A 22,417-nucleotide genomic window follows, 5' to 3' on the forward strand; every position below is an offset into this window, starting at 1 on the left:
GGCGGCTACGGTGCCGCCAGTCGGCGCTGCTCAATAGCAAGGCGGATAAGGATAGTATCCGCACCGGGGCGCGTAATACGGATAGGCCGCAGCTCCGGCCACGGCTGCCGCACCCGCAACGGCAGCGCCTCGGTAGAAGGCACCCCGCCAAGCCGTTCGGCGGGCGACGCCGGCAAATGACAGCGGCGTGAACGGCCGTCCAATGATGTCGATGAAGACCGATGCCGGCCCATCAGCTCCCGCAAGATCGCCTTCCAGGATATCGACGTCGAAAGTCAGCCTGTCGCCCTCAAGTCTGGGCGATTTCAATACGACGACGGCGTCGAGCACCGAAGAACCGTCCTTCTTGAAACCCGACACGGTGGCGTTTGGAGGATCTTTGGCGAAATTGTCGCTGCCATTGCCCCAATCCTCGACAATACGCGCCGTGAGATCGTGACCGGCCGCCCGAACAGGTCGGTCGGCAAACACGATCGCATTCGGTGCAACTCCCGTCAGCACAAGCTTTCCGTCGTTCAGGCTCGCACCGCGCGAATTGAGGACGAAGAGGGACGGTACGACTTCCGGCTTTGCCTGGCCGATGGATTTCTCAAGCGGCATGTGCGGTTTATGTTCAGATGCCGATTGAGCAGAAAGATTCTGGGGGCACACCAGCAATCCGCCGGCGCAAAATGCGATCAGAGCAGCGCGAAGTGTCATGGTTGTTCTCTCCCTCGAAAGCGGGTTGTTTTTCTTTTCGGCCGGCTCGCATGGCTTTCGAAAAAACGCCCCACGCATCGTCCTCGCTTCGTCAAATAAGCAGGTGGCTCCTTCAGAGTCCGGCAATCCTGGTAAGCAACGTCGCTAAGCATTTCGCGCCAATTCAGATTGCGCGTCTTGCCATTTCGCGCCAATCGTCGGGAATAGCTCAGGGGCCAATCGCCTGAAGTCGGCTGCGAGGGCGCGCCAGATCATGCTTATGGGCAAGTTGCTGCCGCCTATAAACGATGGGTTGAATTTTCATCAAACGCGCGAAAGAGCGGCTGAAGCTGCTTGCGTTGGTGTAGCCGAGGGATTTGGCGATGTCCGACAAGGGCTTGCTTGAGTCCGCGAGCAGGCGGCACGCGATGTTCAAGCGAACCTCCGCGAGCATTTCGCTATGACTTGTGCCCAGGCGACCTAGATGACGCTGCAACGTGCGCGAGCTGATCTTGAGGGCGCGGGCAGTACTATCGAGAGTTGCGTCACCGTGTCGCAGCAACGCGACCATGACGGCGCGGACCGCCCGGGATGAAGGCAAACGGACAGCTCTCATCGGTTCGTCTGAGGCGCGAAGCCCATGCTCCCTCAAGAGAAAACCAACCTTCGAGGCTACAGGCATTTCGGGGGCCAATCTGGCCATCCGCCGCCAGAATGTTCGCCAAATCGAGTTGGTCGGGCGCCTTCAGTCTATTCCCAGGCATGACGTGACCATGAAATAGAGCAAGAGGGGTGGCAGCCTGCTAGTCTGGGATCGCGGCAAACTTGTTAGGCAGGCAGTTATGACCGTCATTCCGTTGACCCGTTGTCAATTTCTCATCCCATTCGCCGAGATCCATTCAGAGATAGGCGGCCCTACCGCGTCGCTTCTCGCCAAGTTTCGGCTACCTACCTCGTTGGAAGAAAAAGCGGATCACTACGTGCCGCTGCTGCCGGCCGTTCGGTTCGCGAGGGCCGCGCAGGAAAGGCAAGGCTTGTCAGAGCTCGCCTTTCGAGCAGCCCAAAAACTCTCATTCGATCATTTGAGCGAGGACATGCGGGCCCGAATCCGGCATTCGCCTACCCTGCTGGTGGCGCTTCAGCACATGCGCAAGTGGGCTCCCGTCGAAGATACAAATCTCCGACTATGGCTAGAGTCGAACGGTGAAGGCGTAAGAATCTGCAGCACGCTCATGGGAACGAAAGGCATCCCCGATCTTGAGATGTCCCAATGGCTGCAGAACATTTTCGTTGTGCACATTGTCCGTCAATTCGCTGGCGCGAACTGGACTCCGAAAGTCATCGCGTTTGAAGCAAACTATACGCCAAGCATTGAAGTTCAATCACATTGGCCGAATACCCGCTTCATGTCAGGTCAGAAGGCCTCATGGATCGAGGTGCCGCTGCAGTTCTTGAGCCATCCCAATCTCACAGATGTCGTCCCGTCGAATTTGCCCGAGACCGAGCGGCACCCTTTCGGCAACGACGTTGTCAGCGTACTCAAGTTGACCCTGCCATCGTACCTTGACCAAGGAGGCCCTGCGATCGTCGAGGCGGCCGAGATGGTAGGACTGAGCATTCGGAGCCTGCAGAGGAAGCTTTCGCTGGCTGGACTGACATACTCGAGCCTGCTGGAGCAGGTCCGCTTCAACAATGCGATAAAGCTCCTGAGCGATACCGAGAACAAGATCAAGATCATCGACGTGGCATTCTCATCGGGCTATGCCGACCCTGCCCACTTTACTCGTGCCTTTCGTCGAATCTCCGGACTCACCCCGCGAGAATTTCGGGACAGCCGGGGAAACGGGGGAAGTTGAGCCTCAGCTTCTCTCGCGGGCGACGATCCGCAAGAGCTTGCGTGCCTTCGGACGATCGGGATTGATGAGCAGTTGCGTCACGATGGGATCCAGGCAAACCCGTTTCACGCTCGAGCGGCTGCCCGCCAACGGCGGCGAAGCGGACGGCTGCTAGAGCTGCATCCATGGCGAGCCGCAGCCACGCAAATATCTTGCGGCAAGAGGACTCTCTCAGCTCGCCTTCTTGATCCGCGATCCCTTGAGGAAATCCGAGAAGGCCTTGAGGGTCGCTTCCGAGACATGGTGCTCGATGCCTTCGGCATCCGCTTCGGCGGCCTCCCTTGGCACGCCGAGCGCGAGCAGCACTTCGAGAACAAGACGGTGGCGCGCGCGCACTCGTCTTGCGAGCGCTTCGCCCTTCTCGGTCAGGAAAATGCCCCGGTAGGGGCGCGCCGTAGCAAGATCCTCGCGCTTCAGCCGCGCGATCGTATTGATCGCGGTGGGATGCGACACCCCTAGTCGTCGCGCGATGTCGGTGGCACGTGCCTCACCCGTCGACTCGATCAGATCGGCGATCAACTCGACATAGTCCTCCAGGATCGCCGTCGACCGCGCGGTACGGGCCTTCCCAAAGCGTCGCGCCTGCGCCTGTTCCGTCGGGAGGGCATGCAGCGAGACCTTGCGAGCAGGTGAAGCCTTCCGGCTCATGGGAGAATCCGCATTCATGGCAGACGGACCATGGGCTCCCTGGCAGGACATTGCAAGCTGGCGATTTATCCTGTCGCCTTCCTGCAACAGCTTCGCAATTGCAACAGCCCCGCCTTGACATCGTAGCCGATGCCTCGCAATTGTAGCTTTAGCTACATGTTGGTGTCTTTGCTAAGCCCGTTGAAAGCGTGTTGGAGATTGGGGATGCGTGTTTGCGTTGCTCGTCGAACCCTGTTGGGTACGACGTCGGTCGCCTTGATCTGCTTGAACGGGATCGCGGCAGCCCAGCAGGCCACACCTTCCTCGATCGACAGCCCGCCCGGGTCACCCGCAGCCCGGTCCGAGCCGCCCGCCGCGCCGGATGCATCGAGCGCGCGGCCGTCCACAGTTCCCGCGCCGACCTCCGCGACGTCCGTTTCCCCCTCTCCCGGCACTGCGACGCAGCCGTCACCGCCCGCGCCATCATCGCCGGCACAGGCCAACAGTGCGGCAGAAATCGAAATTCCCCAGGTGACGGTCGAGGGCCGGCAGCCAAGGGCGACACGCCGCACCACTCGCAACGAGCCGACGGGCCGGCCAGCCGCATCGCGCCCCGCGCCGACGCCGCCCGCGGTCGCATCCGCCGCCCCGTCCTTCGCGCCATCGGCGCTGACCGGCGACCAGATTCAGGCGAGCGCGAGCCCGAGCTTCGGAAATCTGTTCTTCACCGCCCCCGGAGCGACCTCGGCTGGCCTGTCAACCCAGTCATCGCGCCCTGTTCTGCGCGGCCTGTCCGACGCCAAGGTCAGGATCCAGGAAAACGGCATCGGCAGCGTCGACGTCTCCGACATCGCGCAGGATCATGGCGTTCCGCTCGATCCACTGGCGCTACAGAAAACCGAGGTGTTTCGCGGGCCGGGCGCCCTGCGCTTCGGCTCGCAGGCGGTCGGCGGCATCGTCGACGTCACCAACAACCGGATTCCCATTGCTGCACCAATCGGCGGAATGGCCGCGGAGTTGCGGTCTGCCGTCACCTCGGTCGACAGCGGCTGGGAGAGCGGCCTGTTGCTCGACGCCGGCGCCGGCAACGCCGCCGTGCACGCCGACGTCTATGGCCGCGGCGCCCAGGACTATCGCATCCCAAGCTACCCCTATCTCGCTCCACCCACCCCGGCGCCGGCCTTCAACGGGCGACAGCCGAACTCGGCGATGCAGAGCGCGGGCGCCGCGATCGGCGGCTCCTATCTGTTCGACGGCGGATATGCCGGCCTGTCGATCTCCCGCTTCACCAGCGATTACCATGTCCCGGGCATCGCGTCGGCGGAGAGCCAGCAGCACAACGATCTCGAGCAAACCAAGATCATGAGCAAGGGCGAGTATCGTCCGGACGCAATGGCCATCGCGGCCGTTCGCTACTGGCTCGGTTACTCGGATTACCGGCACGACGAGGTCGATCTCAACCAGACCGCTTTCGGAAACTTCCAGACCATCGGTGCGACGTTCAAGAACCGCCAGACCGAAGGCAAAGTCGAAGTGGAAAGCCGGCCCGTAGCGACGCCGCTCGGCGCACTGACCAGCATCGTCGGCGTGCAGGGCGCATACCAGCGCCTCGACACGATCGGCCAGGCCATCCTGCTACCGGCGCAGACCACGACGGCCGCCGGATACGTCTTCGAGGAGTTGCAGCACACCGATACGCTGCGAACCCAGTTCGCCGCCCGCATCGAGTCCGTCGACGTTGCCGGCACCTCGTTCGAATTTCCATCGAGCTACCTGCCGCCGCCGAACCTGCCGAGCAGCTCACCGTCCCGCTCGGACTTCCTGCCGACGAGCCTGAGCCTCGGGGTCATCAAGGACCTGCCGTCGTATCTGCAGGCGAGCCTGACGTTGCAACGGATCCAGCGCGCGCCGCGCGCGCTCGAACTGTTCGCGAGCGGTCCCGACGACTCGGAAAAAACCTTCAAGATCGGCAATCCCGACCTGACGCTCGAGACCGCCAACACCGCCGAGATCGGCCTGAAGCGGACCCGCGGCGATGTCAGGTTCGATGCCAGCCTCTATTACACCCGCTACGACAAGTTCATCTTCGGTCAGGCGACCGGCAATTTCTGCGGGGCGACGTTTGCGACCTGCGTGGCCGGCGGCACCGGCGACTACATCCAGGTCGCCTACTCCCAGCGCGACGCCATCTTCCGCGGCGGCGAATTGTCGTGGCAATGGGATGTGGCGCCGCTCTCCGCCGGCACCTTCGGACTGGAAGGCCAGTTCGATATGGTGCGCGCCACCTTCACCGACGGCAGCAACGTGCCGCGCATCCCGCCGATGCGGCTCGGCGGCGGCGTGTACTGGCGCAGCGACGCCTGGTATGCGCGGCTGAACCTGCTGCACGCCTTCAGGCAGAACGATTTCGCGCAATTCGACACGCCGACCGACGGCTACAATCTGCTCAAGCTCCAGATCGAGCACCGGCAGCGCTGGATGGATTCGCCCTGGGGCGCGGTGGAACTGGCAACCGGCCTGATCGGCGACAATCTTCTCAATGCGGACATCCGCAACTCCGTGCAGTTTCACAAGGACGAGATCCTGCAGCCGGGCCGGACCTTCAAGGCGTTCCTCAACGTCAAATACGGGGCGGACGCGCCGGCGAATACGCGAATTGGCGCCGTGCGCGAACAAGACACGCCGTCGATCTTCCACAAAGCGCCGTCCCACGCGTCGTGGGACTGGAGCGGGTTCTATGCCGGCGGTAACGTCGGATATTCATGGGGCACTGCCAAAACCTATGCCGGCTTCATCGACAATGCGAGCCAGACGCCGCTCGACGGCGACCGTCCGCGCGCCGCGCTCGATCATGCGGGCCTCGGCGTCCAGGCCGGTTACAACTGGACGATGGGGCGCATGGTAGCAGGCGTCGAAGGCGATTTCATTTACGCCAACCAGCACGGCCAGTCGTCGACCACGTGCCCGACAGCGGCCTGCAATGCAGCGCTGCTCCCGCTCGATGCTCCGATGACCGCCAGCATGACCTATCGGCTCGACTGGATGGCCTCGTTGCGCGGCCGGGTCGGCGTCGCGGTCATGCCTGCGACCCTCGCCTATGTCACGGCCGGCGTGCCGTTCGGGACCGTGACCTCGTCGGGAACGGTGTCGGGCTTCACCACGACCGGTGCTGCGACGACGACGCCCTTCAACGTCGCTACCTTCCGCTTCGGCTGGGCCGTGGGCGCCGGACTGGAAAGCCGGCTGTTCGGCAACTGGACCGGACGGATCGAGTATCTCCACGCCGATCTCGGCTCATTCCGCGCCACGCCGAACATGGCCGCCGGCATGGCGACATCGTTCGATTCCGACGCCCGGGTCCGGACCGACACCGTCCGCGTCGGCGTGAACTACAAGTTCGGAACGACGATCGAAAGGGATTAGGGCGAAGCCCTACTTGACGGTGAAACGGATTGGCAACCTGACCATGACGACGTTGCCGGCAAACGTATCGGGCGGCGCAGGAAACGGCTGCGCGCGCTTCAGCAGGGCGAGAGCTTCGCCGTCCAGCGCGTCCGAGCCCGAACTCTGGATCACGCGTGCATCGCCGACCATGCCGCGGCGATCCAGCGTGAAGCGGACCTGCGTGATGCCCTGCTCACGCCGCGACCGCGCGGCTTCCGGATAGCGCTTGTTGCGTTCGACCAGAGCCTGGATCTGCGAGCGCCAGGTCGCAAGCACCTGCGACTCCTTCTGAGCCGGCAGTCCCTGCGTCGGCGCCACCGCCACCGGCGCGACGCGGTCCGACAAGGCCTGCGGCGCCGACGTCGCGGCTGCGGCCTGTTGCTCCGGCGCGGCGTCCGGCTGCGCCTTGGTCCGCGCATCGACGACGGCCTCCGGATTGGCGGCCTGCGGAAGCTCGGGCGCATCGTCGGGCTGCGCAACCTCGGGCTTTGCCTCGGGGCGCGCCTCCGACACCGCCTGCTCCGGCCCAGGCGGAATGTCAGTCGGCGTGGTCGATGGCGCGGCAGGCAGCGGCGCAAGGTCGACAACGACGGCGCCAGCCGGCTCGGCCGGATCGAGATCGTCGGAGCGTTGCCACGTCGCGAGCGAAGCGGCGAGTGCACTGTACATGGTCAGGACGGCGAGGCTGCTGAACGTCCAGCGCTTCAGGTCCGACGCGTCTTCTGCGGCGAGACGCTTCATGGTTCGGTCGTCTGCTCCAGTCCGACCAGCGCCACCTTCAGATAGCCGGCCGCCCGCAGCCCGTTCATGACCCGCATGATTTCGCCATAGGGCACTATCTTGTCGCCACGCAGAAAAATCCGCGCGTCCTTCTGGCCGTTGGTGGCCGCATCGAGCACGCCGGCGAGCGCGGCACGGCTGACCGTCTCGTCCCCGACCGACAAGGAGAGATCGGGCTTGACCGTGAGATAGACCGGCTTGTCCGGACGCGGATGCGGCTGCGCATTCGAAGCCGGCAGGTCGACGGCGATGTCGACGGTCGCAAGCGGCGCGGCGACCATGAAGATGATGAGGAGCACGAGGATGACATCGATGAACGGCGTCACGTTGATGTCGTTGACCTCCGCGAGGTCGCCGCCGGCCTGATCGAGGTTGATCGCCATCGGCTTACTCCGCCGCGGCGAGCCGCAGCCGCCTGGCGCCGATGGCGCCGCCGTCGAGATCCCGGCCCGCCAGGCGCGCGATCTCCGACGAGCTCTCGCCGAGCAGAGCGCGATACGTCCCGATCTGGCGGGCGAACAGGTTGTAGATCACCACCGCCGGGATGGCGGCCACGAGCCCGAGCGCGGTGGCCAGCAGCGCCTCCGCGATACCGGGCGCGACGACGGCGAGGTTCGTGGTCTGGGATTTCGAGATGCCGACAAAGCTGTTCATGATGCCCCAGACCGTGCCGAACAGGCCCACGAAGGGGCCGGTCGCTCCGATGGTCGCCAGCACGCCGGTGCCGAACGCGATGCGCCGGCTTGCGGCCGCCTCGATCTGCTGCAGCCGGGAAGCGATCCGCGTCTTGATTCCTTCCTTGTCCATCCGATCGGTGCTCAGATCGAGTTCGGCGACGGTGCCCTCGAGCAACCGTGCCACGGGCCCCTCGCGGACGGCTTGCACCGCCTCGTCCAGGCTCCGCGCCACCGCAAGCTCGCGCAGGGCACGCCGTACGTTGCGGCGCGCATTGAGCAGCTCGATCGTCTTGGACAGGCAAACCGTGCAGGTCACCAGCGTGGCGAAGGCAAGCCCGACCATGACGGCCTTCACGATGACGTCGGCCTGCATGAACATGCCCCAGGGACTGAGATCGCGAGGAAGTGTCGCGGCAGCCACTGCCGCGGTCTCGGAACCCTGTTGCGCGAGTGCAGGCCTCATCGCGGCGATCAAGCAAGCCGTGACCACCATCGGGACGCAGGAGGCTGCCTGACCGGTCGAACCGAAGCGACCGCGCGGGAGTGTACGAAATTGCATCGGAGGCGCTCTTTCAGCTCACGTCATGCCCTATGCTTTATTCTGTAGCATCACCTACGACTTACTGCAAATGCTAAGAAGCAACCGCGTCCCGGCAAGGCGCCTGCCATTCGGCCGGGAAGCCATGTGAATGCAAGGGTTTGGACTTTCAGCGCTCCGAAGGCACCGCACCAGTTTCGTACCAGAAACGACTGGAACGAAGCACGGCAAACGCGGTCGAAAGCGAGCGAGACACAGTCAACGCGACAAAAGCGGTCGCTACCTCCCCTGCGGGCGCAGGGCAATCGATGCGTTGGAGCAGTCTGAGCAAGCGCCTCGTCCTTCGAGGCGACCGCGGAGCCTGTCATCGGGCCGCGCTTCGCGCGGACCCGGTGGCGGTCTCCTCAGGATGAGGCCAATCAGCATTGGGCCCGCTGAAACTGCTGCCGCATACTCCGTCCTCATCCTGAGGAGCCCGCACACGCAGCGCATCCTGCGCGGCGCGGTCGAGAGGCCGAGCGTGATCCCCTTAAAGACGAGCTCGAGTTGGCGATCGTTCTGTCAAGGGAGAATTGCGCCGCTCATCCCAAACGTCACTGTCGAGGCAAACGGACTCAGCGTCCCGTCGGTCATGGCGATGCTTCTATTCTTGAGTCAAGCTTGCTCTTTCTCGTCTGCCACAGCAACCTATCGTGCAGGTGGTTTAGCCCCGAGGCTCCAACGAGAGATAGGGCCTTTGTCGCACACAGCGAGCTTGTCCGAGTTCAAATCCAGCCTTTCGGAGAGCCTATCTTCGTCGTACGATGCCTCCCCCGAAAAGTCGGGTGAACACGAGACGGCGCGAATTCCTCCGGGCGCCACGGCGGCCTGTTCGTCTCCCACTGGTGCAGAGAGGAGGGACTGACACAAAGTCGGCCACAGGCTCCTCGAACGCACGCGTCGTCTCGTTAGTCCGCCAGCAGACTGCGGTGATCAATTCGATCTGAGGGCATCTGCCATATCGAGCTAGCGATCTTTGATCTTCGACCAAGATTTCAAAATTCAGCCGTGGTGAACGCCCCAATTGCCTAGTCCCGGCGCCGACGATGTCCGATCGACGATCACCCGACCTAGATTCATACCGCGGCGTCAGCTACGTCGGTGGTCTCGTCGTGATTGGACTGATCTATTTCGCCTCGGCAAAGGGTGGCCTTGCCCTCGCCTCTATTCATCCCAGCGCAACACCAATTTGGCCGCCGACAGGCGTCGCGCTGGCGGCAGTGCTGTTGCGGGGATATCGAACTTGGCCCGCAATTTTTGCCGCGGCGATGATCGCCAATGCGACGACGGCAGGCTCGGTTGCCACCGCAATTGCGATCGCAACCGGTAACACTCTCGAGGCGATTGCCGGCGCGTATCTCGTTAATAAGTGGTCAGGCGGGTGTGAAACGTTTTCCACGCCAAATTCTGTCGCAAAGTTTACCTTGATCTGCGTCGTGATCGCGGCACCGATCAGCGCCAGCATTGGACTGACCAGCCTGGCACTCTTCGGATACATCGAGCCAAAGAATTTCGCGGACGCGTGGATCACCTGGTGGCTGGGCGACGTGACCGGCGCACTGGTCATTGCCCCCGTAATCGTGCTGTGGGTGTCAAACCACCATCAAGCCTTCAACTGGCACGATTTTGTGGAGACGGCAGGGGTCCTCGCGACAGCAGCGGTTGTCGGTCTCATTGCTTTCAGCCCCCTGATCAAGCAGACGCCCGGCCGAGATCCACTCGGCTTTCTGGCCATCCTGCCCATGCTATGGGCGGCGCTTCGTCGCGGTCCACGCGATACCGCAACGGTTGCTCTCGTGCTTGCGAGCATCACGATTTGGGGAACGCACGCGGGCGGCGGACCCTTCGCGACTCCGGATCCCAATGCGTCATTCCTGCTCGTGTTGATGTTCTTGATCAGCATTACCGTTCCAAGCTTGCTGCTGAGCGCGGATGTCGAGGTCCGCGAGAAAGCGGAAGGAAGCCTGCGCCGCGCGCACGTCGAACTCGAGCAGAAGGTCGCCGAGCGTACACAGGAACTGGAGCTCGCCAACGCAGCGAAATCGCGTTTTCTCGCCATGGCAAGCCATGACTTGCGGCAGCCCTTGCATGCGCTGGGGTTGTTCGTCGCCCAGCTGCGGACCCCGCTCAAACCGGAGGAAAGGACAAGTACGATCGAACGGATCGACGCAACCCGCAAGGAAATGGATGAAATGTTCAATTCGCTCCTGGACATTTCCAGGCTGGATGCCGGAATGCTTACCCCCAAGATCACCGAATTCCCGATCGAGCGCCTGTTGCAGAAAATCGAGACGGCGTTTGACCAGGCCACGCAAAAAAAGGGGCTGCGGCTACGCGTCAGGCCAAGTGACGCCTGGGTCCGAAGCGACGCGATGCTGCTCGAGCGCATCATGCTGAATCTTGTGTCAAATGCGGTGCGCTATACGTTGCAGGGCGGTATCCTGGTCGGATGTCGTCGGCGCGGTGAAATGTTGCGTATCGAAGTATGCGATACCGGTCCTGGCATTCCCGAGGATCAAAAGCAGAATATCTTTCGCGAATTTTTTCAAGTTCCCACCTTAGAACAGAACCGGTCCGGCGGACTGGGCCTCGGCCTCGCCATTGTCGACAGGCTTCGTCTGCTTCTCAATCATCAAATCGACCTGGCTTCGACTGTGGGCCGAGGTTCGCGATTTGCGATCCTGGTTCCGAAAGTCGATCAATGCGTCAGGTCCGCGGCGCCCGCCGACTTACCCCACCCCGGCGCCTTGGCGGTCGACGGCAAGGCAATTCTTGTCATTGCCGATACTCCGATCGTGCAGGAGGGAACGGGCGGATTGCTTAGCAAATGGGGATACTCGGTTCTTGCCGCCGGGTCCGACGAAGCTGCACTTGTCCGACTTGCCGAGCGCGAACAGCGTCCCGATCTCATAATCTCGGACTATCATCTCGCAAGCGGTAAGACCGGAATCCGGGCAATTGAACAAGTCAATGCGGCGTTTGGCTCGTCAATTCCCGCTATTCTCATCAGCGGCGATACCGCAGCTGAACCTCTGCGGGAGGCTAGGGACAGAGGGTACATTTTGCTGCACAAGCCCGTCGATCCGATGCAGCTCCGCGCTGTCATGCATGAGCTCCTTAGGGATCATGATGGTGGGAGAGGCACCGGGGCGGTTTCATGAATCAGATTTCGGCGGCAACTCCCAGCCCATTTTTCCGACCTTTATGACAGCCTCAGTGCGCGTCGCTACGCCGAGCGCCTTGAGAACGACCGTGATGTGATTCTTCACTGTCGGCACTGCCATATTGAGCGTCCTGGCAATGACCTTGTTGCTTTTTCCCTTCATCAGGAGCGCCAGTACGTCGATCTGACGATCGGTCAATCCGAGTCCCTTGAGCGAGTTGCGAGCCAATGGTTTATCCGCAAAACGCGAACCCGCTGTTTCCTCCAGAATCTCCGAGGGAATGTAAACTCCACCGGAGAACACCAACTCAATTGCGTTGAGCATCACTTCACGTTCCGTGGTTTTCGGGATGAAACCCAGCGCGCCAAGTTTGAAAGCGCGCCTGACCGTTTCCTGATCATCGGAGGACGAGAGAATGATGATAGCAATCGTCGCATAGCGATGGCGCAGTTCGCAAAGGACAGAGAAGCCGTCGCGGTCAGGCAAATTGATATCGAGCAAAATGAGGCTGATATCGGGATGCTGCTCGACGACGTGCATGGCCTCTCGACTGCTCGAAGCTTCGAATATCACGGCTTCTCGCTTCAATTGCTTGAGGACGCCGTGCAACGCCTCGCGGATCAATGTGTGATCGTCAACAACAAGAACCTTCATAAAAATGCTCTCCGTTCTCTGACCGCCCGGAGATCAATGAAAAATCATACACCCACCTTCGAAACCGTCCACCTTCTATCTCTGGTCCAGCGGTTCGCCGTCGGGCACTCAAAGTAGGAGCCGAGCACTGCTGTGTGCTATGGTTGCAATCGGCGCACGATCGTAAGGAGCGCGGACTACGTGAAGCGCGGTCCTCGCTGGCCTCCGTCCACGCGAGCGATGAATTGCTCATCGCGTGGCTGAAGGTATCAAATAGATACCGCGGCCCGGACGGTACCTTGGTCATAGGACCTAGGCATGTCTCTGTAACGACCTGCGGTCGATTTACACACTGCGCCGCTTGAACGATGATGCCGACAGTCAGCCTCTCCACCAGCGTTTTACTCGGCGCGGCCATACGATCATTGTCGCAATTGCTGTCGTGGCCAGGTCGATGTGAAGCAACCCTGAACTGCGGCGCTGTCACGACCCGCAGGGCCGCGCTTTTTTCAAATTCGATCCGTCTCGATCGTTCCTCTTTAAGCGTGCGCGCACGCTGGACGAGGCAAGCCAATGCATGATCGAACCGCCACCCTAAAGCCATCCGTGGACGTGGCGCCGGAGCTGAAAGCCAACAGCCGCGACCCGCGCATTGACGCCTGCCGCGGCATCGCGCTCTGGTGCATCTTTCTTGATCATGTCCCGAATAACATTGGAAGTTGGCTGACGCTGCGGAACTACGGCTTCAGCGATGCCGCGGAAGTGTTCATGTTTGTCTCGGGCGTCACCTGCGCACTGGCCTACGGCAAGGTATGGAGGTGCGAGGGATGGACCAGCGTGATCCGCCGGACGCTCCAGCGCAGCTGGGACATTTATGTCGCATTTCTGCTGCTCACGCTCGCCTGTGCCCTGCTCGTCCACATCGCTGGCGTGGAACGCCTTGCTGACGAGAGCAATACGCGCATTCTGCTGGACCAGCCGGGCGCGACGCTCGCGCATGCGGCGATTCTGCAGTACCGCCCGGTTAATACCGACGTGTTGCCGATCTTCGTGCTTCTCCACCTCTTGTTCGCGCCGTTGCTGTGGTTGCTGCTCCGACTGCCGAACGTGACGCTCGGCGCCTCGCTGGCGCTTTATGCGCTGGTGCACATGTTCGGCTGGTCCTTGCCGGCGTGGCCAAACGGCAACTGGGCTTTCAATCCACTGGCCTGGCAGCTGCTGGTGGTCCTTGGCGCGTGGGTCATAATCGAGGGCGAAAGAGTGCGGCCCTGGCTAACGTCACGCATGGCGCTCGTGCCTGCCGTTCTCTATCTGGTCTTCAGCCTCGTCATCGTATTGAGCTGGAGAATCAAGCCTCTGGAAGCGTTGATCCCGCAGGGGCTGACGAAGTTGGCCTACCAGATGGACAAATCGAATCTCGATCCGTTGCGTCTATTGCATTTCTTGGCCCTTGCGGTTGTGGCGGTATGGTTTGTGCCGCCCAATCGACAAGCATTGACGACTGCGGTAATGCGCGGCGCCATCCTCTGTGGCAAGCACTCGTTGCCAATCTTCTGCCTCGGTGTCCTGCTTACGCTCGTCAGCCTCCTGGCGCTGCTCGACATATCGGCGGGGCTTGCGATGCAGATCACGCTCAGCGTTGGTGGCGTCCTGACGATGATCATGACGGCGACGCTGCTGAACTTGATCAAGAACAAGCCCAGGCCGCAGCCGGCCGTTGCACTGCCGGTGAGTGTGCGCGCCCAGGAGGACGCCCGGGGGACCGTTAGCTGGCGCACCCTGGAGGCGTTCCGCCGAGGACTGCGCGAGTTCGGATGGGCCGGCAATCAGAAACGCCTCATCAGCGAGCGGCAATTCCACCAGGGGCCCCGCTTCGCAGACGAATTGGTACGGCGCAAGGCGGATGCCACCGCGACGGCATCGAAGCCTGCAGCCATGGCGGCCCAGAATGCAACCGCGACGATTCCATTCTGAGCGATCATTCCCAAGTCCGACATATGGCGTCGCTTCCAACGCGCTCAGTCGGTAGCCGGGCGGCCATGATAGGCAATGTCACATGAAGGCTCGGTCCCGGTGTTTCTGATCCTGGCCACGCCGCGGCCTTTCGAAAGCTGAAGGCGCTGCAGGCTGCCGCACGCCGTCTCACCCTTCCACCCGCCACAACCTCCACCTTTCCGGCACGCCCTTCAGCCGGTGCACGCCGTGATCCCTCAGGCTCACCGCTGACTGCGCTTTCATCAGCTCCTTCACCGCGCTCGACACCAGCACCTCGCCGGCGCGCGCCTTGGCGGCGACGCGGGTGCCGATGTGGAAGGCGAGGCCGACCATCTCGCCGCCGCTGATGGTGTATTCGCCGGCGTGCAGGCCGACCCTGATCTCGAGGCCGAGCGTGCGCACGGCTTTCCGAATCGCGGTCGCGCAAGCGATGCCGGCTACAGGTCTCTTGAACGTCGCCAACACGCCATCGCCGGTGGTCACGACCTCCTTGCCGCGCGCGCTCTTCAGCTCCTTGCGGACGGCGGCGTAATAATGGCCCATCACCTTGGTCCAGCGCGCATCGCCGAGCTTGGCGGCCTTCGCGGTGGAGCCGACGATGTCGACGATCAGGATGGTGGCGAGTGCCTGCTTGAGCTCGGCGCTGCGTGCGGCCGATGGGCGCCGGTTCGCGATGGGGCCGGTCAGCGGCTCGTAGCGATGATTGCGGCGCCGGGCGATCGCGGCTTTCGTGTAGTCCTGCGCGCGCTGCGCGGTGCCGCAACGAACGGTCTTCTCCTGCGGCAGACGCGACCAGTAGACCTTGCGCCCATCGCCGGCGCCGTGCACCTCCACGGCGCCCCACTTCAGGAAAACTGCCGAGCCAACGCGCCTGACGCACCACGCCTTCGACGTGTACCCGGAGACGTTGGACTGATGGACCCCGATGCGAAGGAATTTCGGCATGAACGTGCGGCCAAAGACCGTTTGGGCGTAGCTTGTCGCAAAGCGTAGTCGGACAACCCGGCGTTGGCAACAGGACTCAGCAGTTTCAACGGGCTCCGATGCCGCTTGGCCCCGCACTGAGGAGATGCCATTGCGATTGGCCTGCTCTGCCTGCGTACCCTAAGCTCGCATCCTAGATTCCTCTGCCGCCGCCCTGCTTGCCGATCGTGCAGCGCCATGCGGCCAGACGTTCGGCCGGATGCTGCGCCATCCATTCGGCGAGCTGCGGCGCGCCCATCAGGCAGGACTGCATCGTCACGTCGGCGAAGTCCGAGGTCGTGACGATTTGTTCACGACAGTTCGTCGGCGACGAGAGGCTGCAGAGCACGGCAATGATCCTGATCATCTCACGCGAGCTCCTTCGACCAGTCGTATTCCGCCCTTGCGGCCGAGCGCGTCACCGATTTGGCGGCATCGGCGCTCGAGGCCTTTTCGGCGCGCCGCTGATAATCATCGGCCAGCAGCTTCAGCCGCGTCGCAACCACCTCGTCGGTCATGCTCCGCGCCGCGCGCAGCAGGCTCTGCGCCGTTTCCATATATTGCTTGCCTCGTCGTGACATCTGCAGGGTCATGGGATCCTCGCGCGGTTCTCTGGGGGCAGGTCGAAGGCGATCGGGAAATGGCCGACCCAGTCGCGGTCGTCCTGGCGGCGCGTCGCGAAACGTTCGACGCACTTCCTCGAGCAGAGAGGCTTGCGCCACGCGTAATACCTGACGAGACCGAACCCGCCGTCGCAGACGGCACAGCGCCCGGGTCGACCATGATAACTTCCAGAGCAGGTTGGCATTGACGTCTCCTCTCGTTGTCGCGCCTGATGTCGCCGATCACCTCTTCTGTTGCATCGGGGCTTGCCTCGCCTTCCGATGAAGCGGGCGGCATTCGTCGTCCGAGCCGCCAACGAAACCAGCCTACGAGTCTTGCGCGGCGATCTCTTTCACCAAGGCGCCCTCAATTGCGCATCCGCACGACGCGCGGCCCGGCACATGGAGGGGCCGGCGAACGCCCGTTTGCGCGGCGTGGCATCCATCGACCGGAGGAGGCGCAGCCCAAATCGATGTGCTATGCTCCCGTGGGGCGACAGGAGAGAGAACCGATGGCAACGAGTGTCAAGCAAATGCTGGAAGCTGCGAACGCGGCAGTGCCGAAGATCACGTCGGAGCAGGCGGCCGAGATGATCGGAAGCGGCAACACGCTGGTCGTCGACGTTCGCGATGCGCCGGAAGTCGCCGCCAGCGGCAAGATTGCGGGCGCCGTGCATGTCTCGCGCGGGATGCTGGAATTTCGCGCCGATCCGGAATCGCCCTATCACGACAAGGCGTTCGACAAGACCAAGACCGTCATCCTCTACTGCGCGTCCGGTGGCAGATCGGCGCTGGCCGGGAAGGTGCTGAAGGATATGGGGTACGAGAAGGTCTACAATGTCGGCGGCTTCAAGGATTGGTCGGGGGCGGTCGAAAAATAGGAGGAACAGGCCGCGCGGTTCCGTTGACTGTGGCGCCGCGGGCTCCGATTGGCACTTCCTGCGGCAAGGCGCGTTGCGCTCCTTTCGAGGAGGCGCAAATGACCAAGACCAAGTCTTCCCACGCGCAGGACGCAAAGACCGGGATCCGGCCAACGCTCAATCCTGGCGATGAAGCGGCACCCGGAACCATGGGTACGGGCGAAGACGTCTGTCCCGACTGTCATGGCAAGGGGCGCATCGACGGCGCCCCCTGCGTCACCTGCGGCGGGAGTGGCACCATCACTCGGGCCATTGGCGGCGCTTGACCTTGCCCCATCGACCGGGACTTCATCTTCCTAGCAACGATCGGCCGTCACGCGTGTTTTCCGGACTTGAAACATAGTGAGGCGCATTAGCCATGCCTCACCCCGGATACGCAAACAGCTCGATCGGATCGCTGAAGCCGCGCACCTCGTGGCTGCCGACATGCTCCAGCTCGAACTGCTTCTCCACCAGCTCGGCGAAATCGCGTGACAGCAGCACGTTCTTGCCGACCTTCTTGGTCAGCGCTTCGAGGCGGGAGGCCATGTTGACGGCCGGGCCGATCACGGTGAAGTCGAGCCGGCTCGATGATCCGATATTGCCGTACATGACGTCTCCGACATGGACGCCGATGCCGTAGTTCAGCGGCGCGCGGCCCGTCGCGCTGTTCCGTTCGTTCAGCGCGGCCATCGCTTGCCGGGCCTCGGCCACGGCATGCAGCAGATTGGCGCAGGCGTTCGGCGCGCTCAGCGGGAAGATGGCGAGCAGTCCGTCGCCGATGAATTTCAGGATCTCGCCGCCGTGCCGCGCAATCGGCTCCGACATCGCGTCGAAATAGTCGTTGAGCAGGTCGATGACATCGTCGCGCGGCCAGTTGTCGGAAATCTTGGTGAAATCCCTGAGGTCGCAGATCATGATCGCGGCGCGCACCGTCGTGCCGCTGCCCCGCCTTGTGGCGCCGGCAAGGATCAGCTCGCCGGCATGGGAGCCGACATAGGTCTCCAGCAGCGTCCGTGCCAGGCGGTTCTTGATGCGGATTTCGCTGACCAGCGACAGCACCGGCAACAGCTTCTTGAGGCCGGCGATATGCGCATCGTCGAAACCGCCGGGCCGATCGGTCGCGAACGTGACGATGTGCCGCTTGCCGAGGGTATGGTAGAGCGGCCAGGCGACATAGTCGGTGAGGCCCTTGGCCCGCATCTCGTCATAGAGGGCGTGCTTGCGACCGAGCGAGGAATCCTGCTCGAGCCGCTCACGCACCTCGGCGGCGCCGTCATGGATTTCGCTGGCAGAGCTGCCGATATATTCGGACCGCTCGCGAACGTCATAGTCGACCAGCGCAATCTCCGCCTCGCGCATCCCGTCGGACCACATCATGCGGGCTCCCAGCCACTGCGGGTGATTGATCAGGACGTGGAGCGTCGCACGCTGCACCGGAATGCCCGCCTGCTGCAGGCGGATGCACATCTGCGCGAAGATATTATCGATGAAGCGCTCATCGCGCGTGCCGTTGGTCAGCCAGTCGATGACGCCGTCGGCCGGCGTGGGGACATGGTTGTGTGGCGCGTTCATATCCTGCCCCTCGAGCTGCGGTCTTTTGCGAAGCAGATATCGTGCGCCGGCCGCGCGGCGTCAACCTAGCCAGTTGCACGGATTGTGCGCATCGGTTTGGGGACTAGCCGGGAAGCCGGATCGACCCCAGCACCGCCAGACCCGACACGAGCGCAAGCTGCGATGGCCCGGCCAGTTCGACCTTCAGCGTGCCGGTGCGGGGAATCGCAAAATCCTCATTGTCGAGGCGGCTGCGGCATGCGCCGCGCGGGGCGTAGACCAGATGCGTGCCGGCGGCGAGCCGCCTGTCGCCGGGCTCCTTCAGTGCGAGGAGATCGATCTCCGCCGCACCGCGACGCGCCATGAGGTTCACGACCTCGACGGGACCGGCCTCGAGCTCGGTCACGATCTCGAGCTCGCCGGTGAAGCGCACGGTCGTAAAAGCTTCACGTTCGTCGAATTCCTGCGTGGGCGCCTTCAGCACCAGCCCGCGCCCCTCGACGACCATCTGCAAGCGATCGATGCCCGGCATATGGGAGAAGGGACCGGGCGCGACGATCGGCGTCGACGCAAAGCGCCAGAGCAGGCTGTCCCAGTCCTTCGGCGCATTGGCCCGATGAGCGTCGGCGATGTCGGTGAAGATGCCGCCGCCGTTCTTCCAGGGCGAGCGGGTATAGTTTTCAGGATTGAGCAGCGTGGTTTTCATGATCTTGGTCGTCCGGAGGGAGTTTGCCGCCGAAGTCGCGAGTCGACGAGATTATCTGTTACCTCCCCTTGAGCGGTTTGCATCACCCATTTTAGTGGCATCACCAGCTTCGGAGGATGAACCTCCTGCTGTAGCAGCGCGACCGTCGCAAGCCGCTCAAGATGAACCCCCTGCTATGGCAGCGCGACCGTTGCAAAGCCCTCAAGACGACAACGCATTATCCATGTTCTCTTCAGTTATGAGCATACTGCTTATCGTAGGGCTTCTCGTGCTGTTCCACGCCTTTTCTCGATGACCCGCTATTTCGACGCCAACGCCGCCACCGGCTTGCCAGGCCGCATCAGGCGCGGCTTCAGCGAGCTGCCGGCAGCGGTCCCGCATCAGCTCGGCCGGGCGATCGTGGCTGCGCTGCTTCAACACGGCCTCGAAATCGGCGAGCGCGTCGGTAAACCGGCGTGTGCGCTAACGTGTCGATAGCGCCAAGGCATTGGCTTTACGCCGCCACTTGCCCGCTAAATCCCCACCCAAGCGCACCGCCCGTGCGCCCGATCCAATCGGTCTCACGGAGTCGTGAACAGCCCGCCGGTAACGCGGGCGGCGCGCGGAGCGAAGGAGACCATGCGCGCATCCCCGCGATGCCACCTCGAACAGGAGAACCTCCATGTCTGCCAAACATGCCGTCACCTCCCTCGTCCTCGCCGGTGCGGTGTCGACCGCGCTCGCGACCCTTGCCTCCGCCGGCCCCCTGACCAAGGCCGAAGCCGATGCCGCTGTCGCTGCCAAGAAAGAGAAGTGCTTCGGCGTCGCGCTGAAGGGCCAGAACGATTGCGCGGCGGGACCGGGCACGACCTGCCAGGGCACCTCGACCGTCGACTACCAAGGCAACGCCTGGAAATTCGTGCAGGGCGGCACCTGCACCAGCATCGAACTGCCGGGCGGCAAGAAGGGTTCGCTGAAGCCGGTGTAACGGCCGGCGCAACGGGAAGCGCGAGCGGAGCAGCACGATGAGCACAATCAAGCCGGTCCGACCAGCAGTGCTGCCGCTCCGCTTCGTAACGCCAATCGGCGGCGTTGCCGGGACGAGCTTCAAGCCCGAGCACCTCCCCGGAATCCTCGAGGCAAAGCCTCGGCGCGGCTTCTTCGAGGTCCACGCCGAGAACTACATGGGCGCCGGAGGGCCGCCGCATCGCGCGCTGGAGGCGATCCGCCGCGATCATCCGCTCTCGCTGCACGGCGTCTGCATGTCGATCGGCGCGCCCCGGCCGCTCGACAAGGCGCATCTGGCGCGCTTCCGTGGCCTGGTCGCGCGCTATCAGCCCGCGCTGGTCTCCGAGCATCTCGCCTGGTCGACGCATGAGACCAGCTTCTTCAACGATCTATTGCCCCTGCCCTATACCGCGGCGACGCTGGCCTGCGTCTGCGATCACATCGACCAGGTGCAGGAGGCGATCCGCCGGCCGCTGCTGCTGGAAAACCCGTCGACCTATCTCGCCTTCCGCGAATCCTCGATGCGCGAGACCGAATTCATCCGCGCGGTTGCGGAGCGCACCGGCTGCGGCCTGCTGCTCGACGTCAACAACGTGTTCGTCTCCGCGACCAACCATGGATACTCGGCGCTCGACTACCTCGCTGATTTCCCGCTGTCGCGCGTCGAGGAAATTCATCTCGCCGGGCATGCCGAGCAGGCCGACGACGAAGGTGACCTGCTGTTGATCGACAGCCACGACGGCCCGGTCGCCGACGCCGTCTGGAAGCTCTACGAGATCGTGATCCGGCGCCGCGGCGCGGTGCCGACGCTGATCGAATGGGACAGCAAGATTCCGGACTGGCCGGTGCTGCAAACGGAGGCCTCCGCCGCCCAGGTGATCCTCGACCGTCATCAGTCCACCGAGCCGGCAGGAGGCCGTCATGCTGCCTGAACCCGGCTTGTCCTTCGCCGCTTCGTTCGCGCCGCCGCTGCTGGATCCTGCACGCAGCACGCCCGAGATCGTGACCGGCCCAAACGGCAAGGCCGCGAGCCGGCGCTACGACGTCTACCGCAACAACGTGACGGTCAGCCTGATCGACGCACTCGCCGCGATCTATCCGGCGGTGCAGCGCATCACCGGCACCGACTTCTTCCGCGCGATGGCGCGCTTCCATGTGCGCAGCAATCCGCCGACATCGCCGCTGCTGTTCGAATACGGCCGCGATTTCCCGGAATTCATTGCGCAGTATGAGCATGCGCGAGATATGCCCTGGCTCGCCGACGTCGCGCGTCTCGAGCAGGCCTGGCTCGATGCCTATCACGCCGCCGACGCCGCCCCGCTGTCGCCGGCCCGGCTCTCGGCGGTGACGCCCGACTGTTTGGCCGATCTGGTGTTCATTCCGCACCCGGCCGCGCGATGCCTGCGTTCGGACTACGCCGCCGTGACGATCTTTGCAGCGAACCGCGACGATGCACCGGGCATGCGGATCGATGCTTCCACGCCGGAGGATGCCCTGATCACACGAGGCGAATTCGACGTCGCCGTGCGCCGCCTTCCACCCGGCGGCGCGGTCTTCGCGCACCATCTCATGTCGGGCCGGCCGCTCGGCGAGGCCGCGGCGGCGGCGCTGGAGGCTGCAAGCGAATTCGACATCGCCGCGAACATCGCCGGGCTGGTCGAAGCCGGCGCCTTCACCTCGCTCTGTTGCGGAGACCCAGCATGATCACGGACCATCACATGACGCCCGCTAGCGGCCTGCCCTCGCCCGGCGCGCTCCTCGACAGGGCCAATCATCTGGTGCAGGCGCTCGCGATGCCATCGCTGGTCCAGCTCGTGCTGCGCCTCGCGCTGGCCGTGCCGTTCTGGCGCTCGGGCCTGCTCAAATGGGACGGCTTCCTCAAGCTCAACGACACCGCGGTGACGCTGTTCAGCGACGAATTCATGCTGCATCTGCCTGGCGGCCCCTATCACTTTCCGGCACCGACAGTGATGGCCTTCCTGTCGGGCTCCGGCGAGATCATGTTCCCGATCCTGCTGGTGCTGGGACTGGGCACTCGGTTCGCAGCGCTCGGGCTGCTGGTCATGACTGTGATCGTCGAGCTCACGGTGCCCGACGGCTGGCCGATCCACCTCACTTGGGTGGCGATGGCACTTGCCCTCATGGCTTACGGGCCCGGGCACATCTCGCTCGACCATCTCATTTGTCGCGCGCGGTCGCACGGGCGATGAACGCGCGCGATTTCGTGCATCCACAC

24 protein-coding genes are annotated in these 22,417 nt (G+C 63.3%); 11 read left to right on the forward strand and 13 right to left on the reverse strand.

Going from position 1 to position 22,417, the window contains the following annotated elements; genetic code table 11:
• Nucleotides 1–30: 30 nt before the first annotated feature.
• Both ACVIIV_RS35905 and ACVIIV_RS35910 read right to left on the reverse strand, forming a co-directional pair.
• Nucleotides 31–699: a hypothetical protein gene (locus tag ACVIIV_RS35905; RefSeq protein WP_456748419.1), complete on the reverse strand. Its 669-nt coding sequence runs from the start codon at nucleotides 697–699 to the stop codon at nucleotides 31–33.
• A 208-nt stretch (nucleotides 700–907) separates the two neighbouring features.
• Nucleotides 908–1,381, reverse strand: coding sequence for a helix-turn-helix transcriptional regulator (locus tag ACVIIV_RS35910; RefSeq protein WP_456748420.1), 474 nt, complete (start codon nucleotides 1,379–1,381; stop codon nucleotides 908–910).
• A gap of 139 nt (nucleotides 1,382–1,520) precedes the next feature.
• On the opposite strand from ACVIIV_RS35910, the gene ACVIIV_RS35915 reads away from it, so the two are divergent.
• Nucleotides 1,521–2,534: a helix-turn-helix domain-containing protein gene (locus tag ACVIIV_RS35915; RefSeq protein WP_456748421.1), complete on the forward strand. Its 1,014-nt coding sequence runs from the start codon at nucleotides 1,521–1,523 to the stop codon at nucleotides 2,532–2,534.
• A gap of 210 nt (nucleotides 2,535–2,744) precedes the next feature.
• Here ACVIIV_RS35915 and mntR read toward each other — a convergent pair whose 3' ends face one another.
• Together mntR and ACVIIV_RS35925 are read right to left on the reverse strand one after the other, a co-directional pair.
• Nucleotides 2,745–3,221: a manganese-binding transcriptional regulator MntR gene (mntR, locus tag ACVIIV_RS35920; RefSeq protein WP_456748422.1), complete on the reverse strand. Its 477-nt coding sequence runs from the start codon at nucleotides 3,219–3,221 to the stop codon at nucleotides 2,745–2,747.
• Between the two features lie 152 nt (nucleotides 3,222–3,373).
• Nucleotides 3,374–3,703, reverse strand: coding sequence for a hypothetical protein (locus ACVIIV_RS35925; RefSeq protein WP_456748423.1), 330 nt, complete (start codon nucleotides 3,701–3,703; stop codon nucleotides 3,374–3,376).
• A gap of 28 nt (nucleotides 3,704–3,731) precedes the next feature.
• Here ACVIIV_RS35925 and ACVIIV_RS35930 point away from each other — a divergent pair, with 28 nt between their 5' ends.
• Nucleotides 3,732–6,623, forward strand: coding sequence for a TonB-dependent receptor domain-containing protein (locus ACVIIV_RS35930; RefSeq protein ID WP_456748424.1), 2,892 nt, complete (start codon nucleotides 3,732–3,734; stop codon nucleotides 6,621–6,623).
• Between the two features lie 9 nt (nucleotides 6,624–6,632).
• On the opposite strand, the gene ACVIIV_RS35935 is transcribed toward ACVIIV_RS35930, so the two are convergent.
• The 3 genes from ACVIIV_RS35935 to exbB are packed head-to-tail and all read right to left on the reverse strand — an operon-like array spanning nucleotide 6,633 to nucleotide 8,660.
• Nucleotides 6,633–7,385 (reverse strand): TonB family protein, encoded by a 753-nt coding sequence (locus tag ACVIIV_RS35935; RefSeq protein ID WP_456748425.1) that lies wholly within the window; start codon nucleotides 7,383–7,385, stop codon nucleotides 6,633–6,635.
• Nucleotides 7,382–7,807 carry a TonB system transport protein ExbD gene (gene exbD, locus ACVIIV_RS35940; protein WP_456748426.1) on the reverse strand — a complete coding sequence of 142 codons (426 nt, stop codon included), beginning with the start codon at nucleotides 7,805–7,807 and terminating at the stop codon, nucleotides 7,382–7,384. Before exbD ends, ACVIIV_RS35935 begins: the two co-directional genes overlap by 4 nt.
• 4 nt (nucleotides 7,808–7,811) lie before the next feature.
• Complete coding sequence (gene exbB / locus ACVIIV_RS35945; protein WP_456748427.1) at nucleotides 7,812–8,660, reverse strand: tonB-system energizer ExbB; 849 nt, start codon at nucleotides 8,658–8,660, stop codon at nucleotides 7,812–7,814.
• A 1,064-nt stretch (nucleotides 8,661–9,724) separates the two neighbouring features.
• On the opposite strand from exbB, the gene ACVIIV_RS35950 reads away from it, so the two are divergent.
• On the forward strand, nucleotides 9,725–11,839 hold the full coding sequence (locus ACVIIV_RS35950; protein ID WP_456748428.1) for an MASE1 domain-containing protein: 2,115 nt from the start codon (nucleotides 9,725–9,727) through the stop codon (nucleotides 11,837–11,839).
• Here ACVIIV_RS35950 and ACVIIV_RS35955 read toward each other — a convergent pair.
• Complete coding sequence (locus ACVIIV_RS35955) at nucleotides 11,834–12,496, reverse strand: response regulator (protein WP_456748429.1); 663 nt, start codon at nucleotides 12,494–12,496, stop codon at nucleotides 11,834–11,836. The genes ACVIIV_RS35950 and ACVIIV_RS35955 overlap by 6 nt on opposite strands.
• Nucleotides 12,497–13,048: 552 nt before the next feature.
• Between ACVIIV_RS35955 and ACVIIV_RS35960 the strand changes: the two genes are divergently transcribed.
• Nucleotides 13,049–14,449 carry an OpgC domain-containing protein gene (locus ACVIIV_RS35960; RefSeq protein ID WP_456748430.1) on the forward strand — a complete coding sequence of 467 codons (1,401 nt, stop codon included), beginning with the start codon at nucleotides 13,049–13,051 and terminating at the stop codon, nucleotides 14,447–14,449.
• Between the two features lie 168 nt (nucleotides 14,450–14,617).
• Here the strand turns inward: ACVIIV_RS35960 and ACVIIV_RS35965 are convergent, their stop codons facing one another.
• The 3 genes from ACVIIV_RS35965 to ACVIIV_RS35975 form a co-directional block, all read right to left on the reverse strand.
• Nucleotides 14,618–15,415, reverse strand: coding sequence for an adenylate/guanylate cyclase domain-containing protein (locus tag ACVIIV_RS35965; protein WP_456748431.1), 798 nt, complete (start codon nucleotides 15,413–15,415; stop codon nucleotides 14,618–14,620).
• Between the two features lie 172 nt (nucleotides 15,416–15,587).
• Nucleotides 15,588–15,800 (reverse strand): hypothetical protein, encoded by a 213-nt coding sequence (locus tag ACVIIV_RS35970; RefSeq protein ID WP_456748432.1) that lies wholly within the window; start codon nucleotides 15,798–15,800, stop codon nucleotides 15,588–15,590.
• 1 nt (nucleotide 15,801) lies between these two features.
• Nucleotides 15,802–16,026 carry a hypothetical protein gene (locus ACVIIV_RS35975; protein ID WP_456748433.1) on the reverse strand — a complete coding sequence of 75 codons (225 nt, stop codon included), beginning with the start codon at nucleotides 16,024–16,026 and terminating at the stop codon, nucleotides 15,802–15,804.
• Between the two features lie 521 nt (nucleotides 16,027–16,547).
• On the opposite strand from ACVIIV_RS35975, the gene ACVIIV_RS35980 reads away from it, so the two are divergent.
• Together ACVIIV_RS35980 and ACVIIV_RS35985 are read left to right on the forward strand one after the other, a co-directional pair.
• Entirely contained in the window at nucleotides 16,548–16,916 is a 369-nt protein-coding gene (locus tag ACVIIV_RS35980) for a rhodanese-like domain-containing protein (RefSeq protein WP_212371646.1), read from the forward strand.
• A 98-nt stretch (nucleotides 16,917–17,014) separates the two neighbouring features.
• Nucleotides 17,015–17,221 (forward strand): hypothetical protein, encoded by a 207-nt coding sequence (locus tag ACVIIV_RS35985; RefSeq protein ID WP_456748434.1) that lies wholly within the window; start codon nucleotides 17,015–17,017, stop codon nucleotides 17,219–17,221.
• Between the two features lie 97 nt (nucleotides 17,222–17,318).
• On the opposite strand, the gene ACVIIV_RS35990 is transcribed toward ACVIIV_RS35985, so the two are convergent.
• Together ACVIIV_RS35990 and ACVIIV_RS35995 are read right to left on the reverse strand one after the other, a co-directional pair.
• The gene (locus ACVIIV_RS35990; protein WP_456748435.1) at nucleotides 17,319–18,509 is read right to left on the reverse strand and encodes an adenylate/guanylate cyclase domain-containing protein; all 1,191 of its coding nucleotides are present in this window, start codon (nucleotides 18,507–18,509) and stop codon (nucleotides 17,319–17,321) included.
• Nucleotides 18,510–18,612: 103 nt separating this feature from the next.
• Nucleotides 18,613–19,194: a HutD/Ves family protein gene (locus ACVIIV_RS35995; RefSeq protein ID WP_456748436.1), complete on the reverse strand. Its 582-nt coding sequence runs from the start codon at nucleotides 19,192–19,194 to the stop codon at nucleotides 18,613–18,615.
• A gap of 291 nt (nucleotides 19,195–19,485) precedes the next feature.
• On the opposite strand from ACVIIV_RS35995, the gene ACVIIV_RS36000 reads away from it, so the two are divergent.
• The 5 genes from ACVIIV_RS36000 to ACVIIV_RS36020 all read left to right on the forward strand — a co-directional run bounded on the left by ACVIIV_RS36000 (nucleotide 19,486) and on the right by ACVIIV_RS36020 (nucleotide 22,391).
• Complete coding sequence (locus ACVIIV_RS36000) at nucleotides 19,486–19,671, forward strand: hypothetical protein (RefSeq protein ID WP_456748437.1); 186 nt, start codon at nucleotides 19,486–19,488, stop codon at nucleotides 19,669–19,671.
• 184 nt (nucleotides 19,672–19,855) lie between these two features.
• Complete coding sequence (locus tag ACVIIV_RS36005; protein WP_456748438.1) at nucleotides 19,856–20,161, forward strand: BufA1 family periplasmic bufferin-type metallophore; 306 nt, start codon at nucleotides 19,856–19,858, stop codon at nucleotides 20,159–20,161.
• Between the two features lie 37 nt (nucleotides 20,162–20,198).
• Nucleotides 20,199–21,113 carry an MNIO family bufferin maturase gene (gene bufB / locus ACVIIV_RS36010; RefSeq protein ID WP_456748439.1) on the forward strand — a complete coding sequence of 305 codons (915 nt, stop codon included), beginning with the start codon at nucleotides 20,199–20,201 and terminating at the stop codon, nucleotides 21,111–21,113.
• Nucleotides 21,103–21,885, forward strand: coding sequence for an HvfC/BufC N-terminal domain-containing protein (locus tag ACVIIV_RS36015; RefSeq protein ID WP_456748440.1), 783 nt, complete (start codon nucleotides 21,103–21,105; stop codon nucleotides 21,883–21,885). The genes bufB and ACVIIV_RS36015 overlap by 11 nt, the downstream gene beginning before the upstream one ends.
• Nucleotides 21,882–22,391 (forward strand): DoxX family protein, encoded by a 510-nt coding sequence (locus ACVIIV_RS36020; RefSeq protein ID WP_456748441.1) that lies wholly within the window; start codon nucleotides 21,882–21,884, stop codon nucleotides 22,389–22,391. The genes ACVIIV_RS36015 and ACVIIV_RS36020 overlap by 4 nt, the downstream gene beginning before the upstream one ends.
• Nucleotides 22,392–22,417 lie beyond the last annotated feature (26 nt).

It is taken from the genome of Bradyrhizobium sp. USDA 4354 (assembly GCF_054060315.1).